The 15,051-nt window shown below is 72.7% G+C and carries 13 protein-coding genes and 1 pseudogene; 7 read left to right on the top strand and 7 right to left on the bottom strand.

Going from position 1 to position 15,051, the window contains the following annotated elements; genetic code table 11:
- Positions 1 to 79: 79 nt before the first annotated feature.
- From ACIRPH_RS17640 to ACIRPH_RS17615, 6 genes are all read right to left on the bottom strand, one after another.
- The gene (locus tag ACIRPH_RS17640; RefSeq protein WP_402915509.1) at positions 80 to 1,768 is read right to left on the bottom strand and encodes a uroporphyrinogen-III synthase; all 1,689 of its coding nucleotides are present in this window, start codon (positions 1,766 to 1,768) and stop codon (positions 80 to 82) included.
- A 106-nt stretch (positions 1,769 to 1,874) separates the two neighbouring features.
- Positions 1,875 to 2,837: a hydroxymethylbilane synthase gene (gene hemC, locus ACIRPH_RS17635; protein WP_402915507.1), complete on the bottom strand. Its 963-nt coding sequence runs from the start codon at positions 2,835 to 2,837 to the stop codon at positions 1,875 to 1,877.
- Positions 2,834 to 4,342: a glutamyl-tRNA reductase gene (locus ACIRPH_RS17630; protein WP_402915504.1), complete on the bottom strand. Its 1,509-nt coding sequence runs from the start codon at positions 4,340 to 4,342 to the stop codon at positions 2,834 to 2,836. The genes hemC and ACIRPH_RS17630 overlap by 4 nt, the downstream gene beginning before the upstream one ends.
- Positions 4,343 to 4,484: 142 nt before the next feature.
- The gene (locus ACIRPH_RS17625; protein ID WP_267947761.1) at positions 4,485 to 5,180 is read right to left on the bottom strand and encodes a redox-sensing transcriptional repressor Rex; all 696 of its coding nucleotides are present in this window, start codon (positions 5,178 to 5,180) and stop codon (positions 4,485 to 4,487) included.
- Positions 5,181 to 5,487: 307 nt separating this feature from the next.
- Positions 5,488 to 5,754: a glutaredoxin family protein gene (locus ACIRPH_RS17620; RefSeq protein WP_402915501.1), complete on the bottom strand. Its 267-nt coding sequence runs from the start codon at positions 5,752 to 5,754 to the stop codon at positions 5,488 to 5,490.
- A 34-nt stretch (positions 5,755 to 5,788) separates the two neighbouring features.
- Complete coding sequence (locus ACIRPH_RS17615; protein WP_402915498.1) at positions 5,789 to 6,046, bottom strand: MoaD/ThiS family protein; 258 nt, start codon at positions 6,044 to 6,046, stop codon at positions 5,789 to 5,791.
- Between the two features lie 109 nt (positions 6,047 to 6,155).
- Between ACIRPH_RS17615 and ACIRPH_RS17610 the strand changes: the two genes are divergently transcribed.
- The 7 genes and pseudogenes from ACIRPH_RS17610 to ACIRPH_RS17580 all read left to right on the top strand — a co-directional run bounded on the left by ACIRPH_RS17610 (position 6,156) and on the right by ACIRPH_RS17580 (position 14,065).
- A complete protein-coding gene (locus tag ACIRPH_RS17610) occupies positions 6,156 to 6,923 on the top strand; it encodes a winged-helix domain-containing protein (protein ID WP_402915496.1) in 768 nt (255 codons plus the stop codon).
- Between the two features lie 274 nt (positions 6,924 to 7,197).
- A complete protein-coding gene (locus ACIRPH_RS17605; RefSeq protein ID WP_402915493.1) occupies positions 7,198 to 8,214 on the top strand; it encodes a hypothetical protein in 1,017 nt (338 codons plus the stop codon).
- Between the two features lie 215 nt (positions 8,215 to 8,429).
- Positions 8,430 to 9,422, top strand: coding sequence for a mycothiol synthase (gene mshD, locus ACIRPH_RS17600; RefSeq protein WP_402915491.1), 993 nt, complete (start codon positions 8,430 to 8,432; stop codon positions 9,420 to 9,422).
- A 331-nt stretch (positions 9,423 to 9,753) separates the two neighbouring features.
- Positions 9,754 to 10,716 carry a phosphate ABC transporter permease subunit PstC gene (pstC, locus tag ACIRPH_RS17595; RefSeq protein WP_402915488.1) on the top strand — a complete coding sequence of 321 codons (963 nt, stop codon included), beginning with the start codon at positions 9,754 to 9,756 and terminating at the stop codon, positions 10,714 to 10,716.
- Positions 10,716 to 11,795, top strand: a complete 1,080-nt coding sequence (gene pstA / locus ACIRPH_RS17590; protein WP_402915486.1) for a phosphate ABC transporter permease PstA — start codon at positions 10,716 to 10,718, stop codon at positions 11,793 to 11,795. Before pstC ends, pstA begins: the two co-directional genes overlap by 1 nt.
- Positions 11,796 to 11,851: 56 nt before the next feature.
- Positions 11,852 to 12,631, top strand: a complete 780-nt coding sequence (gene pstB, locus ACIRPH_RS17585) for a phosphate ABC transporter ATP-binding protein PstB (RefSeq protein WP_402915483.1) — start codon at positions 11,852 to 11,854, stop codon at positions 12,629 to 12,631.
- A gap of 469 nt (positions 12,632 to 13,100) precedes the next feature.
- A pseudogene (locus ACIRPH_RS17580) lies at positions 13,101 to 14,065 on the top strand (nucleoside hydrolase).
- A gap of 28 nt (positions 14,066 to 14,093) precedes the next feature.
- On the opposite strand, the gene ACIRPH_RS17575 reads toward ACIRPH_RS17580, so the two are convergent.
- Positions 14,094 to 14,927 (bottom strand): helix-turn-helix transcriptional regulator, encoded by an 834-nt coding sequence (locus ACIRPH_RS17575; protein WP_402915480.1) that lies wholly within the window; start codon positions 14,925 to 14,927, stop codon positions 14,094 to 14,096.
- Positions 14,928 to 15,051 lie beyond the last annotated feature (124 nt).

Below are 15,051 nucleotides of genomic sequence, written 5' to 3'. Positions count from 1 at the left end.
CGGGCCGGGGGCGCCGTGCGGGTCGGCGCCCCCGGGGCCGGTGGCGCCGGCCCGCACGGCGTCCGACCGCGTGGGCGGTCTACAGTTTGCGCCGGCGCCCGCGGCGCTTCTGGCTGGGCTTGAGGACGGGCTTGCCGGACTCGACGGCTTCGCGGCTCCTGGCGGCACCGTACTCCGAGAGGGCCCGTGCGAGGGCCGAAACCGAGGCTTTGGGGGCCACCACGTCGACGCGCAGGCCGAACTCGACGGCGGTCCGCTCCGTCTCCGGGCCGATCACCGCGATGACGGTGGTGTTGTGCGGCTTGCCCGCGATCCCCACCAGGTTGCGCACCGTGGAGGAGGACGTGAACATCACCGCGTCGAAACCGCCGCCCTTGATCGCCTCTCGGACGGGCGCGGGCGGGGGGGCCGCGCGCACCGTGCGGTAGGCGGTGACGTCGTCGGTCTCCCAGCCGAGGTCGGTCAGGCCCGCGACGAGGGTGTCGGTGGCGATGTCGGCGCGCGGCAGCAGGACCCGCTCGATGGGGTCGATCTCGTCGTCGTAGGGCGGCCACACCGACACCAGGCCGGCGCTGGACTGGGCGTCCTCCGGCGGCGCCAGGTCGGGTTGGATGCCGAACTCGCGCACCGCGTCGGCGGTGGCCTCCCCGACGACGGCGACCTTGACCCCGGCGAACGCGCGCGCGTCGAGGCCGTAGGACTCCAGGCGCTCGCGGATCGCCCTGACCGCGTTGACGGAGGTGAACGCCACCCACTGGTAGCGGCCGGTGACCAGTCCGCGGACGGCGCGCTCCATCTGCTGCGGGGTGCGCGGCGGCTCCACCGAGATGGTCGGCACCTCCTCCGGCACCGCGCCGTACCCGCGCAGCTGGTCGGACAGGGCCGCGGCCTGCTCCTTCGTGCGGGGCACCAGGACGCGCCAGCCGAAGAGCGGGCGCCCCTCGTACCAGGACAGCTCGGGCCTGCGTGCGGCGCCGGATCCGACGATCATGAGCGCGGGCGCGGTGGCGTGGTGGTTCTTGGCGTCCTTGGCCTTCAGGTCGGCGACCAGGCGGGCCAGGGTGGAGGTGACGGTGGTCTGCCGGGTGGTCCCGCCCGCCCGCACGACGGAGACCGGGGTGCTCGCGGGCCTGCCGCCCGCGACGAGGGTCTTGCAGAGCACGTCGAGGCCGGGGCCGCGGTGTTCGGGAGGCTCGTCGGCGGGGGCGTCGCCGCCCATGATGACCAGGGTGGCGTCGCTCGCGGCGGCCTCGTTCCAGTCGACCTCGGCCTCGCCGTGCGGGCGGGCGTTGAGGATCCGCACCTCGGGGACGCCGTCGCCCATCAGCGGGATGCCCGCGAACGTGGGGACGGAGGTGACGGCGGAGACGCCCGGGGCGACCTCGACCTCGATCCCGGCCTCCTCGCAGGCGGCGACGAGGTCGGCGCCGCGGCAGCCGAAGAACGGGTCGCCGGAATACAGGCGCACGACCCGCTGCCCCTCGCGGGCGCGGGCGACCGCGAGGGCGTTGAGGTCTCCGCCGCACTCGTCGGCCTGGAGGACGGAGACGTCCCCGGAGCAGTGGGAGAGGAGTTCCTCGCGAAAGCCCGCCAGTTCCTCGGCGGCGGGCTCCCGCAGGGTGACGACCACGTCGGCGCGCCTCAGCAGCTCGGCGCCGCGCAGGGTCAGCAGATCGGCGCCGCCCGGACCGCTCCCGACCAGGGCGACGTGCCCGGACCGGGCGGCGGCGCGGGGCTCCTCCGGCTGGGGGTTGGCGTTGGCGTTCACGTACTGGCTCCTCTGTGTGGTCGCCGGCGTCCCTGTGCGCGGAGTTCTCCGGCACGCCGGCGGGTGCGGCGGGGTGCGGCCGAGGCGCCCCGCCGTCGACTCCTGGTCAGGGTGTGTCCCTCTCGGCGAAGGCCTCGGCGACGATCCGGTCGGCGCCTTCACCGATCATCCTGCGCGCCAGGTCGCGGCCGAGCGCGGTGGCGGCGGCCAGGTCCCCGGGCGAGGCGAGGTCGGCGGTGCGCTCGCCGCGCACGGAGGCGGTGCCGTCGGTGGAGACGACGGCCGCGCGCAGGCGCAGGCTCCCCGTCCCGGCGTCGTACTCGGCGTAGGCGCCGACCGGGGCGGCGCACCCGGCCTCCAGCTCGGAGAGGACGGTGCGCTCGGCGACGACGGCGACGCGGGTGGCGGGGTGGTCGACGGTGGCGAGGTAGGCGAGGTCGCCGTCGCGGCGCTCGGCCGAGCACTCCACGGCGAGGGCGCCCTGTCCGGGGGCGGGCAGCATCTGCTCCGGCTCGAAGACGTCGGTGACGTCGTCCATCCGGCCGACGCGGCCGAGGCCGGCGTAGGCGAGGACGACCGCGTCGAGCTCACCGGAGGCGACCTTGCCCAGGCGCGTCTCGGCGTTTCCGCGGATGGGCAGGTAGGTGAGGTCCGGGCGGAGGGCCGCGAGCTGGGCGACCCGGCGCGGGGAGCCGGTGCCGACCCTGGCCCCGGCGGGCAGGTCGGCGAACGCGAGGCCGTCGCGGGCGCACAGGGCGTCGCGGGGGTCGTCGCGCTCGGGCACGGCGGCGAGCACGAGCCCGTCGGCGGGCGCCGTGGGCAGGTCCTTGAGGGAGTGGACGGCGAAGTCGATGGTGCCAGCGACGAGCTCGTCGCGCAGGGCGTTGACGAACACCCCGGTGCCGCCGAGCTGGGTCAGGTGGGCCTTGGTGACGTCCCCGAAGCTGGTGATCAGCTCCAGTTCGATGGCCTGGCCGGTGCGCGCGGTGATCGCGTCCGCGACCATCCGGGACTGGCTGGTCGCCATGGTGCTGCGACGCGTGCCGAGTTTGGCGGGAGTGCCGGTCATGCCTTCTCCTGTGCGGACCGCGCCGCGGTGCTGGGGCCGCCGGAGGCGGTCAGCGCCTCCGGGGTCTTGGGGTCGAGGTCGAAGAGTTGCCGCAGGGCCGCCTCGTAGGACTCCCCGTCCGGTGCGGCGGCCAGTTCCTTGACGCGCACGGTGGGCCGGTGGAGGAGCTTGTCGGCGACCCGGCGCATCGCGCGGGTGATCTCCTCCCGCGTGCGGTCGTCGATGTCGTCGGGCAGGCGGCCGTGGAGTCTGGACAGCTCCGCCTCGACGACGTCCCTGGCCTGGGAGCGCAGGGCGACGACGGTGGGGGTGACCTGGTTCGCGCGGCGGACCGAGCGGAACTCGGTGACCTCCTCGTCGACGATCCCGCGTACGAGGGTGAGGGCGCTGGAGCGGTCGCCGCCCCCGCCGGCGGAGCCGGTGGCCGCGGCCAGGCGCAGGTCCTCGATGTCGACGAGGCGCACGCCGGGCAGGTCGCGCACGGCGGGGTCGATGTCGCGGGGCAGCGCGAGGTCGAGGAAGACCAGGGGCCGGACGCGGCCGGCCGTGGCCGCGGCGACGGCGTCGGCGGTCAGGACCAGGCCCTGGGCCCCGGTGCAGGAGATGACCAGGTCGACGTCGGCGAGAACCCCTGCGGCGTCGGCGAAGGGGACGGACCGGGAGCGGACGGTGTCGTAGGCCTCGGTGAGGCACTCGGCGAGCCGGGCGGCGCGCTCGGGCGTGCGGTTGGCGACGACGACGGTCGCGGCGCCCTGGCGGGAGACGGTGTTGGCCGACAGCGCGCTCATGGACCCCGCGCCGAGGACCAGGACGCGCAGGCCGGCGAGGGGACCGCGGGAGGGCCGGGCCAGCCCCGGCTCGTCGCCGGTGTCGCCGGCCGACGCGGACATGGGGCAGCCCACGGGCGGGACCGCGCCCACGGCGGGAACGGTGCGGTCGGCGGTGGTCTCGTCCGCTCCGGTCGGGCCGAGGCCCAGGTCGCGGGCGGCGACGGTGAGGCCGAAGCTGACCATGTCGGCGCCCGCGTGGTCGAGGTGGGTCTCGGTGTGGGCGCGCTTGCCCACCCGCAGGGCCCTCTGGCCGAGGTCGTTGAGGACGCGGCCGACGGAACCGGTGTCCTGCCCCTCCTTGAGGGCGTCGCGCACCTGTCCGAGGATCTGCCCCTCGCCGACGACCATGGAGTCCAGGCCGCACGTGACCGAGAACAGGTGCTGGACGGCGCGGTCCTCGTAGTGCACGTAGAGGTGCTCGGAGAGTTCCCCGAGCGGCACCCCGCTGTGCCAGGAGAGGAGTTCGGTGATGGCCGCCACTCCGCCGTGGAAGGCCTCGACGTCGGCGTAGACCTCCGTCCGGTTGCAGGTGGAGACCACCATGACCTCGTTGACGGAGTCGGAGCCGACCATCTCCCCGACCGCCTTGGTGCGCGCCTCCCCGTTCAGCGCGACGCGTTCGAGCAGCGCCACCGGCGAACTCCGGTGGCTCAACCCCACGGCCAGGACACTCATCCGCATTCTCCTATGCAGGCACGACACAGCGTCTCTCTATGCTCCGGCACGTCGGCCGACCCCCGTGGCCAGCCCCCCGGAACGCGGCGCACGCTCGCTCTTCGCCCACCGCTCCGACCGGCTTCTCCGGCCGGTACCCGTCTCATGTCAGTTCCAGTCCCGCCCGTTCCGCGGCACGGCCGTCGCCGTCCGCCCTGCGCTGCGCGTGGAAGGCGAGGATCTGGAGTTCGATGGACAAGTCGACCTTACGCACATCGACCCCGTCCGGCACATTGAGCACGACCGGCGCGAAGTTGAGGATGCTGCTCACCCCCGCCTCCACGAAGCGGGTGGCGACGCCCTGGGCCGAGGCCGCGGGCGTGGTGATGACTCCTATGGAAACGCCCTTGGAACGGACGACGTCCTCCAGGTTGTCAATATGCCTCACGTCCAGGGACGCCACGCTCTGCCCGACCATCTCGGGGTCGGCGTCGAGGAGGGCCGCTATGCGGAAGCCGCGGGTGCCGAAACCCCCGTAGTTGGCCAGTGCGCGGCCGAGGTTGCCGATGCCGACGATGGCCACGGCCCAGTCCTGGGTGAGACCAAGCTCACGCGAGATCTGGTAGACGAGGTACTGGACCTCGTAGCCCACCCCGCGGGTCCCGTAGGAGCCGAGGTGGGACAGGTCCTTGCGGAGCTTCGCGGAGTTGACGCCGGCCGCGGAGGCGAGGTCCTCGGAGGAGACGGTGAGGGTGCCGCGGTCCTGGAGGGACTGGAGCGCGCGCAGGTAGACGGGGAGCCGGGCGACGGTGGCCTCCGGGATACCCCTCTCCCGGGGCCGTGGTGGACGACTGATCACAGGCGGGTGCTCCTGAGCGGCGGTCGGTGCGGACGGGGCACGGGGCCGGGGGCGGGCGCGCGGCCGGATCCCGGGGTACGCGCGGGAGTGCTCCCGACGGGGGCTGTGGACCTAGATTACGTGCTTGTGAAAGCACGCACAAAGTGGGGCCCGCTGTGACTCCGCGATCAGAAGTTCCCATGCGCGGGGTTCTCCGGAGAGCCGCGGAAAAGGAGGGAGCACGCTCAGCGATTCAGGACAGCCGGAATAGCACCCGCGTGGGCATTCACGGACGGAACCGCTCGGAACCCCCGAAGAATCCCACCCTTCAGCCGCCGAGCGCCGAGCGCAGCCGGTCCTCCCGGACACGCCAGAAGTCGTGGCGCCTCCCGTCCACGAACGTGACCGGGATCTTGTCCCAGTACTCCTCGCGGTCGGCCTCGTCCACCCCGTCGAGGTCCACCTCCGCACGGCTCGCCCCGACCTCGTCCGCGACGGCGCCGATGGTCCGCCACGCGTCCTCGCACAGGTGGCACCCCGACCTCCCGAGCATCACCACGCGAGCACGCCCCGCCCATTCGGGCATTTCCGACATGTTTCCTCCTGATTGCGTGTGATTCCGGAACATCTCACCCGCCGGCAAAGGGCGGTAGGACCTCGATCACAGTCCCGTCGGCGACCGCGACCGCGCCGTGGGGGCGCGCTCCCACGGGCCGCTCGTCCACTAGGAGCGAGGAAGCCCCGAGTACGCGCAGGAAGCGGTCGTCGGGGTGCAGGCGACACGCCGCTTCGAGCGCTTCGGCGAGAGTGTCCGCCTCCACGTGCTCCTGCGCCGTTCCGGCCGCTTCCTTGGCCGCTGCCCAGTACCTGATAGTGCACTTCGCCATCTGTTGATTATCCTTGGTGTTGCTCGGAGGCGACGTATTAGACAAATCTTCACCGGGGGCAATGGCGCCTTCGATCGTCCGCATAGCGCGGGTTGACGAGAAGAGACGCATGAGCCATCTGCTGCTGTTGACAAACTCCAACGAACCGTCCGACCACGTGCTGCCGGCCCTCGGACTCCTCCTGCACTCCGTGCGGGTGGCTCCCGCGGAGGCCGGAGCCCTGCTGGCGTCAGGAGTGAGCGGCAACTCGAACTCGCCCGTCGACGCCATTCTGGTCGACGCCCGTACCGACCTCGCGGCGGCCAGGAACTTCTGCCGCCTGCTCGACACCACGGGACTGGACTGCCCGCTGCTCGTCGTCCTCACCGAGGGCGGCGTCGCGGCGCTCACGCCCGACTGGCAGGTCCACGACTTCATCCTGGCCTCCGCTGGGCCGGCGGAGGTCGAGGCACGGCTCCGGCTGGCCGTCGGCTCCGCCGAGGCCGGGACCGACGACCCCGACGAGATCCGCCGGGGCGACCTCGTGATCGACGAGGCCACCTACATCGCACGGCTGAGAGGACGCATCCTCGACCTCACCTTCAAGGAGTTCGAGCTCCTCAAGTTCCTGGCGCAGCACCCCGGCCGAGTGTTCACGCGGGCCCAGCTGCTCCAGGAGGTGTGGGGCTACGACTACTTCGGCGGGACCCGGACCATCGACGTCCACGTCCGGCGCCTGCGCGCCAAGCTCGGCTCGGAGTACGAGTCGCTCATCGGCACCGTGCGCAACGTCGGGTACAGGTTCGTTCCCGACCCGGTCGCCAAGGCGCCCGTGCCGCCGCCCGAGGCCGCCGAGCCGCTGCCCGCGGCCAGGACCGCCGGGCCCAGCGCCACGTAGCCCCGCGCGGGAGGACCGGGACACCACGGCCGTGAGCACTCCGGGGCGCCGCGCATCCGCGCACGGCGCCCCGGAGTCGTCCGCGCACCGTGCGCGGAGAACCCGGCCGAACCGATGACATAACGGCATCACCCGGACACTCGTCTTCCGTGGCCGCAGGTCCTAAGATCGTGGGGCACCCGAACTCCGGGGTCGGTCAGGCGCGGCGAGCTCCCCGCGGCCGGGTGCGGCCGAAGCAGCCTTGGCGCGCCACCCTGAGGAGTGAATCGCCCCGATGCCCCTGAACGCCGCGAGTTCCCCGCCGTCCCACGGCCGCCGCCGCACGGGTGTCGTCCTCGGCGCCGTCTTCGTCGGTTCCGGCCTCGTCGCCGTGATGTCACCGGCGTACGCGGACCAGACCGCCTCCGAGAGCCCCTCCCCCGCCCCCGTCCCCTCCGCCGTCGTCGCCTTCGAGAACAGCGCCAGCGAGGTCGAGACGGGCAGGCCCGCCCCTCCCAACGCGGTCACCGCCGTCAACACCGGCGGCCTCGCCGTCTGCCTGCTCGACCTGGTGGTGAGGGGCGAGGATTTCACCTCCTCCGGGTTCGTCCGGCAGGAGGTCGCGCCCGGGGCCGAGGCGCCCGCGGGCGTCGTCACCGGCTCGCCCCGCGAGTCGACCGACGTCGTCGCGACCCTGACCTACGCGCTCGCCGAGGAGGACGCGGACTGCTCCTCCCTGGAGCCCTCGGCCACACGCACCGTCTCCACCGGGACGTGGTCGGTGTCCGTGGTCAAGCCGGACCCCTCGCCCCCGCCCACCGGCGGCCCCACCGAGACGCCGACCGACCCACCCACCGAGACGCCCACCGAGGAACCGACCCGCACCCCGTCGGACCCGCCTTCGAGCTCCGACCCGGCCCCCACCCGCTCTCCCGGTGACGGCGGCCGCGACCGGGACCGGGACCGCGCCTCCGACAGCCCGACGGCGCGCCCCGGGACCCCGCGGGGCGGCGTGGGCGACGTGCCCACCACCGGCGCCGAGATCCCGACCCTGCCGCGCAACGACGCCGACCTGCCCGAGGTCGCCCCCGGCTCCGAGGACCTCGCCGAGCTGCCGCTGGTGTCCCCCTCCTCCGACGACGACCTCGACGGGACGGAGGTGGCCGCGGACCACGGCGACATGGGGCCGAACATGGCCCCGGCGGTGCTGCTCGCGGCGCTCCTCCTCGCGCTCCTGCTCGCCGCGCCGCTCGCCCCCGTGCGCCGCGTCCGCATCGGCGGCGGCTACCAGGGCAAGCGCCGCAAGGGGTGACCTCGCGGACCGTGCGGGGCCCCTTCGCGCCGGGAGCCCGGGACGGCGTCCCGCGGGCTCCCGGCGCACCGTCCCGGGCCCGACCCGCCGGAGCGGCGCCGCGCCACGCGGCAGGCGGCCCACATCCCGGGCCCCGGGCCGCTGAACAGGACAAAAGCCTCCCTGTACGAGGTTGACGGAACCTTTATGGGCGTCCCGTCGTAGGCTTTCCGTCCATGAGCACCCCGCTAGTCACCGATGACCTGGCCTCCGGCCTCGCCGAGCAGGTCCTGGCACTCTCCGAGTCCGCCCGCCGCGCGGACGGCGTCGCTCCGCTGTCCGAGCACACCCTGCTGCGCGTCCGCCACGGCGCGCCCTCCGGGAGCAGCCGCTTCCACGTCGTCACCGAGGACGGCCGCGTGGTCGGCTTCGCGTTCGTCGAGCGGCTCGCCGGCGAGCCCGACTCCGGCGAGGTCGTCGTCGACCCCGCGTACCGGGACCGCGGGCACGGCACGGCCCTGCTCCGCTCCGTCGACCGGGACGCGGGCCCCCGGGGGGTCCGGGTGTGGGCCCACGGACGCACCCCGCAGGCCGTCTCGGTCGCGGAGGGCGACGGCTGGACCGCCGTCCGCTCGCTGCACAAGATGCGGATGCCGCTGCGCGACATCGCCGCGGACGAGCCCGGGGGCCCCTGGGCGGCGCCCGACCTCCCCGAGCCCGCGCTCCGGCCCGACGTGGCCGCCGCCGTGCGGGTGCGGGAGTTCGTCGTGGGCCAGGACGAGGAGGCGTGGCTGGCCGCCAACGCGCTCGCGTTCGCCGACCACCCCGAACAGGGCCAGCTCACCCTGGACGACCTGCTCCAGCGCGAGATCGAGGACTGGTTCGACCCGCGCGGCTTCTTCCTCGCCACCACCAAGGAGGGGAAGGTCGCCGCGTTCCACTGGACCAAGACCCACGCCGACGGCGCCGGGCTCACCGACGGCGAGCCCGTCGGCGAGGTCTACGCGGTGGGAGTGGCCCCGTCATGGCAGGGCAGCGGCCTGGGAAGGGCCCTGACCCTGGCCGGTCTGCGGTACCTGCGCGACGTCGGCCTGCCGTGGGCGCACCTCTACGTGGACGGTGACAACGAGGCCGCGGTGCGCCTGTACGAGTCGCTCGGGTTCGGCATGTGGGACACCGACGTCATGTACGCGCCGCCCTCCACCGACGACCGGCGGCCTTCCGCCTGAGTGCGGCTGGTCACATTCACCGGGCAATCGCCCTTCCGCCACGGTAGTGCGACGCCTCGTTCACCCCACGTTCACCTTCTCTGGGACAACTGGTCACCTCCTACGCCTACCTTCACAATCGGCGCGGAACGACCATTTCGCGCACGGTGGACGTGAGACCGCGGCCGCCGGACGGCCAGGAGCGGCCACGGCGCCACCCGGCGGGGACGACCCCCGCGGGAAGCGGCGGAACCGCCCGGAACAAAGAGAACAGGCGCACACGGGGGTGTCCGCTGCACACCGCGCCACCCCGGCGACCCGCACTGCAACCCTTCCGAACCGGAGCCAATCCATGACGACCACGGACGCGCCCAAGGCGGCACCCCCGCCCACGGGCAAGCGCCGGATGGGCGACGTCGTTTTCGCCGGCACCGCCCGAGGCTCGGGCATCCTGATCCTGCTGATCCTCGCCGGCGTCGCCGCCTTCCTGATCGTTCAGGCCTGGCCGTCCCTGGCCGCCAACACCGCGAACTTCCTGACCTCCCAGGAGTGGGAGGCCAACGTCCGCGAGTCGCCCGCGTTCGGCGTCGGCGCGCTGGCGTTCGGCACCGTGCTCGCCGCCGCGATCGCGCTCCTCCTGGCCACCCCGGTCGCGATCGGCATCGCGCTCTTCATCGTCTACTACGCGCCCCGCAAGCTGGCGTCCCTGCTCGGCTACCTGGTCGACCTGCTCGCCGCCATCCCCAGCGTCGTCTACGGCCTGTGGGGCATCGGCTTCCTGGCCCCGCAACTCGTGCCCGTGTACGAGGGCATGACCCGCTACCTCGGCTGGATCCCCCTGTTCGCGGGCCCCGCCTCCACGTCGGCGCGCACCATCCTCACCGCCGGCGTCGTCCTGGCCGTGATGATCCTGCCGATCATCACCGCGATGTCCCGCGACGTCTTCCACCAGGTGCCCCAGGGGCACCGCGAGGCCGCGCTCGCCATGGGCGCCACCCGCTGGGAGATGATCCGCCTCGCCGTCCTGCCGTTCGGCAAGTCCGGCATCGTCGGCGGCGCCATGCTCGGCATGGGGCGCGCCCTCGGCGAGACCATGGCCGTCGCCATGATCCTCTCCCCCTCCCTCGCCGTCTCCTGGAACCTCCTCCAGAGCGGTAACCAGACCATCGCCGGGCACATCGCGCTCCAGTACCCCGAGGCCACCGGCTACGGCGTCTCCGCGCTGATCGCCGCCGGACTGGTGCTGTTCGCGATCACCCTGGTTGTCAACATGGGCGCACGCTACGTCGTGGCGCGTGGGAACAAGGAGTCCTGATGAGCCTGACGACCACGCCACCGCCCGGGCCCGGGATGAGCGCCACCGCGAACGACCTGCGCCGCGGTTCCCTGCCCCCCCACTTCCCGGCCCTGCTGCTGGCCGCCACCGCCGCCGTCGTGGCGGGGGTCCTGCTGGCCTTCTCCTCCTTCGGGTTCGTCCTGTGGGGGGTGCTCACCGCCGTCGCGTACGCGGTGATCGTCGTGACCGCGTCCGCCAGGGTCGAGGGCGGCCGCAAGGCCAAGGACCGCCTGGTCACCTCGCTCGTCTACGGCTGCTTCCTGCTCGCGATGCTGCCGCTGGTGTCCGTGCTGTGGACCGTGCTCGGCAACGGCCTCGCCCGGTTCGACCCCTACTTCCTGTCGGTCTCCATGAACGGCGTCCTGCCGAGCATGGACGCGGGCGGCGCCTACCACGCGATCGTGGGCACCCTCGCCATCACCGGCATGGCCACGCTCATCTCGGTGCCGATCGGCGTCATGACCGCCGTGTACCTGGTCGAGTACGCCGAGGGCCGCATGAAGCGGACCATCATGTTCTTCGTCGACGTCATGACCGGCATCCCGTCGATCGTCGCCGGTCTGTTCGTCGTGGCGCTGTGGATCATCCTCTTCGGACCCGGCGCGACCAACGGCGCCGCGGGCGCGATCTCGCTCGCCGTGCTGATGATCCCGGTCGTGGTCCGCTCCAGCGAGGAGATGCTGCGGCTGGTGCCGCAGGACCTGCGCGAGGCCTCGTACGCCCTCGGCGTCCCCAAGTGGCGGACCATCACCAAGGTGGTGCTCCCCACCTCGGCGGCCGGGCTGACCACCGGAATCATGCTCGCCATCGCGCGCGTTATCGGAGAGACGGCGCCCCTGATCCTCACCGCGGGATCGTCGGCGGTGTCCATCAACTGGAACCTGTTCGACGGGCAGATGATGAGCCTTCCGGTGTTCATCTACTCCCAGGTCCGCATGGGCGGCGCCGTCAACTACGAGAGGGCCTGGGCCGCGGCGCTGACGCTGATCCTTGTGGTCATGCTGCTGTTCTTCCTGGCCCGCATGATCGGCCGCCTGTTCGCGCCGAAGGCCCGTTGATCCCTACACCCACCGCCCACGTCCCGCGCGTGGAGCAGACTCACGAGGAACTTCCAGTGGCGAAACGAATCGACGTCTCCGGCCTCAACGTCTACTACGGCGACTTCAAGGCCGTCGAGGACGTGTCGATGACCATCGAGCCGCGGTCGGTGACGGCGTTCATCGGGTCGTCCGGCTGCGGCAAGTCCACCTTCCTGCGGACGCTCAACCGGATGCACGAGGTCACCCCGGGCGCCCGGGCCGAGGGCAAGGTCCTCCTGGACGACCTGGACGTCTACGGTCCGGACGTGGACCCGGTCATGGTGCGCAGCGAGGTCGGCATGGTCTTCCAGAAGGCCAACCCGTTCCCGACCATGTCGATCTACGACAACGTCATCGCCGGCGCCCGCCTCAACAACCGCCGGATGAGCCGCTCCGAGGCCGACGAGCTGGTGGAGCGGTCGCTGCGCGGCGCCAACCTCTGGGAGGAGGTCAAGGACCGGCTGAGCAAGCCCGGTTCCGGCCTCTCCGGCGGTCAGCAGCAGCGCCTGTGCATCGCCCGCGCGACGGCCGTGAAGCCGTCCGTGCTGCTGATGGACGAGCCGTGCTCCGCGCTGGACCCGATCTCGACCCTGGCGATCGAGGACCTCATTCACCAGCTGAAGGAGGACTACACGATCGTCATCGTCACCCACAACATGCAGCAGGCGGCGCGCGTGTCCGACCGGACCGCGTTCTTCAACCTGTCGGCTCCGGGCAAGCCGGGCAGGCTCGTCGAGATGGGCGAGACCAACCAGATGTTCACCCGGCCGGAGAAGAAGGAGACCGAGAACTATATCACTGGGCGCTTCGGCTAAAGAGCCTCTGACCTGGCCCGGACGGGCGCCCAGCGATGGTGGGGCGCTTCGGCTAAAGAAGGTCCGCGTCCCCCGGACCGGCGCCCAGCGATAGTGGGGCGCTTCGGCTAAAGAGCCCCTGACCTGGCCCGGACAGGCGCCCAGCGATAGTGGGCCGCTTCGGCTAAAGAGCCCCTGACCTGGCCCGGACAGGCGCCCAGCGATGGTGGGGCGCTTCGGCTAAAGAAGGTCCGCGTCCCCCGGACCGGCGCCCAGCGATAGTGGGGCGCTTCGGCTAAAAAGCCCTGACCTGGCCCGGACAGGCGCCCAGCGATAGTGGGCCGCTTCGGCTAAAGAGCTTCTGACCTGGCCTGGACGGGCGCCCAGCGATAGTGGGCCGCTTCGACCGGAGGGCCCTGGCCGGGGTCGGCGCCCGAAGCCGACCGGCCCCCTGTACATCCCCCGTGAGGGACCCGAAGGAGAAGAAGACGTGGCCACACCCCTGGTGATCGACACCGACACCGCACAGGACGACTGCGTCGCGCTCCTCGTCGGACTGCTGGACCCCGGGGCGGACCTGCGCGCCATCACCATGGTCGCGGGAACGTCGGCTTCGACCAGCAGGTGCGCAACGCCTTCCTCACCCTCAACGTGGCCGGGCGCCTGGGCGAGGTGCCCGTGTACCTGGGCTGCCGCCGTCCGCTGACCCGCCCGTGGGTGAGCGCGGAGAACGTCCACGGCGACGGTTCGGGCGGGCTGTCGATGGACCAGACGGGCCTGGAACCGGAGTCCGAGCACGCGGTGGACGCCCTCGTCCGGCTGGCCGCCGAGAACCCCGGCGAGCTGTCCGTGGTGGCGATCGGCCCGCTGACCAACATCGCGATGGCCGTCGTCAAGGACCCCGGCTTCGCCGGCAACGTGCGCGCCCTGTACGTCATGGGCGGGTCCAACAACGGGCGCGGCAACATCACGGCCGCCGCCGAGTTCAACTTCTACGTGGACCCCGAGGCCGCCAAGACCGTCTTCGAGGCGGGCTTCGACGTCACCGTGGTCCCGTGGGACCCGCTGACCCTCCGCCAGGCCGTGTTCGGCCAGGAGCGGTTGGACGCCCTCGCCGCGATCGGCACCCCGCTGGCCGACTTCTTCGCCCGGGTCTGCTCCGCCACGCTGGAGTTCGACCGCAGGGTGGGGATCGACGGCACCACCCACCCCGACTCGCTGACCGCCGCCGTCCTGCTCCGCCCGGAGCTGGTGCGCCGCTCCGGGCGCTACCACGTGGACGTGGAGACCGCCGGGGAGCTGACCCGCGGCTACTCGGCCATGTCCTGGGGCGTGCACGGGCTGGAGCCCAACGCGACGGTGATCGAGGAGATCGACGCCGAGGGGTTCTTCGACCACCTCGTCGAGGTGCTGTCCCGGCGCACCGCCCCCGCCCGGGAGATCGCCGGGCTGTAGGACGCGGCGGAGGCGTCCCGCGCCCTTCTCACGCCTCGGCCCTCCGCGTCGCGTCGCTCGTGCCCAGCAGCGCCAGCGCCTGCGCGCTCCGGCTCCCGGGCTCGGCGTGGTAGATCACGAGCTGCTGGCCCCGGGCGCCGCGCACGTCGAAGGACTGGTAGACCAGCGAGAGCGCCCCCACGTCCGGGTGGACGAACTCCTTGGCCTCGCCGGTCTTGCCGCGCACGGTGTGGGACCGCCAGAGGTCGGCGAAGTCCGCGCTGCCACCGTTCAGCTCCGCGACCAGCGAGACGAGCCCGGGGTGGTGCGGGTCCAGCCCCGCCGCGTGGCGCAGGCTCGCCGCGGTCATGCGCGCCGCCCGCTCCCACCTCGCGTAGAAGGAGCGTGCGGCCGGGTCGAGGAAGACCATGCGGGCCAGGTTGTCCGCCCTCGCGAATGGCGAGAACAGCGCCTCGGCCAGCGCGTTCGCGGCCAGGAGGTCCAGTGCGGGGTTGAGCACGAACGCCGGGGTGGTGGGGTACCCGTCGAGGAGCTGGCGCAGCTCGGGGGTGACCGTCTCCACCGCGTCGCGGCGGCGCGCGTCCTCCGGCACCGCGCCCGCCAGGCGGTACAGGTGCTCCCGGGTGTCGTCGTCGAGCCTCAGGACCGCGCTGACGGCCTCGAGCACCTGCGCCGAAGGGTTGCGCTCCCTCCCCTGCTCCAGCCGGGCGTAGTAGTCGCTGCTCATGCCTGCCAGGACCGCCACCTCCTCCCGGCGCAGGCCCTCGACCCGGCGGGGTCCGTAGGTGGGCACTCCGGCGTCCTCCGGACGGATCCGGGCCCTGTGCGCGCGTAGGAGGTCTCCGAGGTCGTTGCCGCTCATGCGCCCAGGCTACGGCGGAGACCGGCGGGCTGCCTGGGTGTGCCACTCCCTGGTACGGGGCGACCTGGCCGGTCCGGTCGCGGCGTCCCAGACTCCGGGGGAACCGATCACGGAGGAGGCACGG

The sequence above is a fragment of the Nocardiopsis sp. NPDC101807 genome (genome assembly GCF_044766605.1).
Classification (GTDB): Bacteria; Actinomycetota; Actinomycetes; order Streptosporangiales; family Streptosporangiaceae; genus Nocardiopsis; species Nocardiopsis tropica.
Note: the sequence above shows the minus strand (reverse complement) of the source record. Positions and strands in the feature narration are given on the sequence as shown.

Bases quoted from the DNA above. Each gene is read 5' to 3' on its own strand.
- hemC (WP_402915507.1), bottom strand. From the start codon at position 2,837: ATGACCGGCACTCCCGCCAAACTCGGCACGCGTCGCAGCACCATGGCG.
- ACIRPH_RS17630 (WP_402915504.1), bottom strand. From the start codon at position 4,342: ATGAGTGTCCTGGCCGTGGGGTTGAGCCACCGGAGTTCGCCGGTGGCG.
- ACIRPH_RS17620 (WP_402915501.1), bottom strand. From the start codon at position 5,754: ATGTCGGAAATGCCCGAATGGGCGGGGCGTGCTCGCGTGGTGATGCTC.
- ACIRPH_RS17615 (WP_402915498.1), bottom strand. From the start codon at position 6,046: ATGGCGAAGTGCACTATCAGGTACTGGGCAGCGGCCAAGGAAGCGGCC.
- ACIRPH_RS17610 (WP_402915496.1), top strand. From the start codon at position 6,156: ATGAGCCATCTGCTGCTGTTGACAAACTCCAACGAACCGTCCGACCAC.
- ACIRPH_RS17605 (WP_402915493.1), top strand. From the start codon at position 7,198: ATGCCCCTGAACGCCGCGAGTTCCCCGCCGTCCCACGGCCGCCGCCGC.
- mshD (WP_402915491.1), top strand. From the start codon at position 8,430: ATGAGCACCCCGCTAGTCACCGATGACCTGGCCTCCGGCCTCGCCGAG.
- pstC (WP_402915488.1), top strand. From the start codon at position 9,754: ATGACGACCACGGACGCGCCCAAGGCGGCACCCCCGCCCACGGGCAAG.
- pstA (WP_402915486.1), top strand. From the start codon at position 10,716: ATGAGCCTGACGACCACGCCACCGCCCGGGCCCGGGATGAGCGCCACC.
- ACIRPH_RS17575 (WP_402915480.1), bottom strand. From the start codon at position 14,927: ATGAGCGGCAACGACCTCGGAGACCTCCTACGCGCGCACAGGGCCCGG.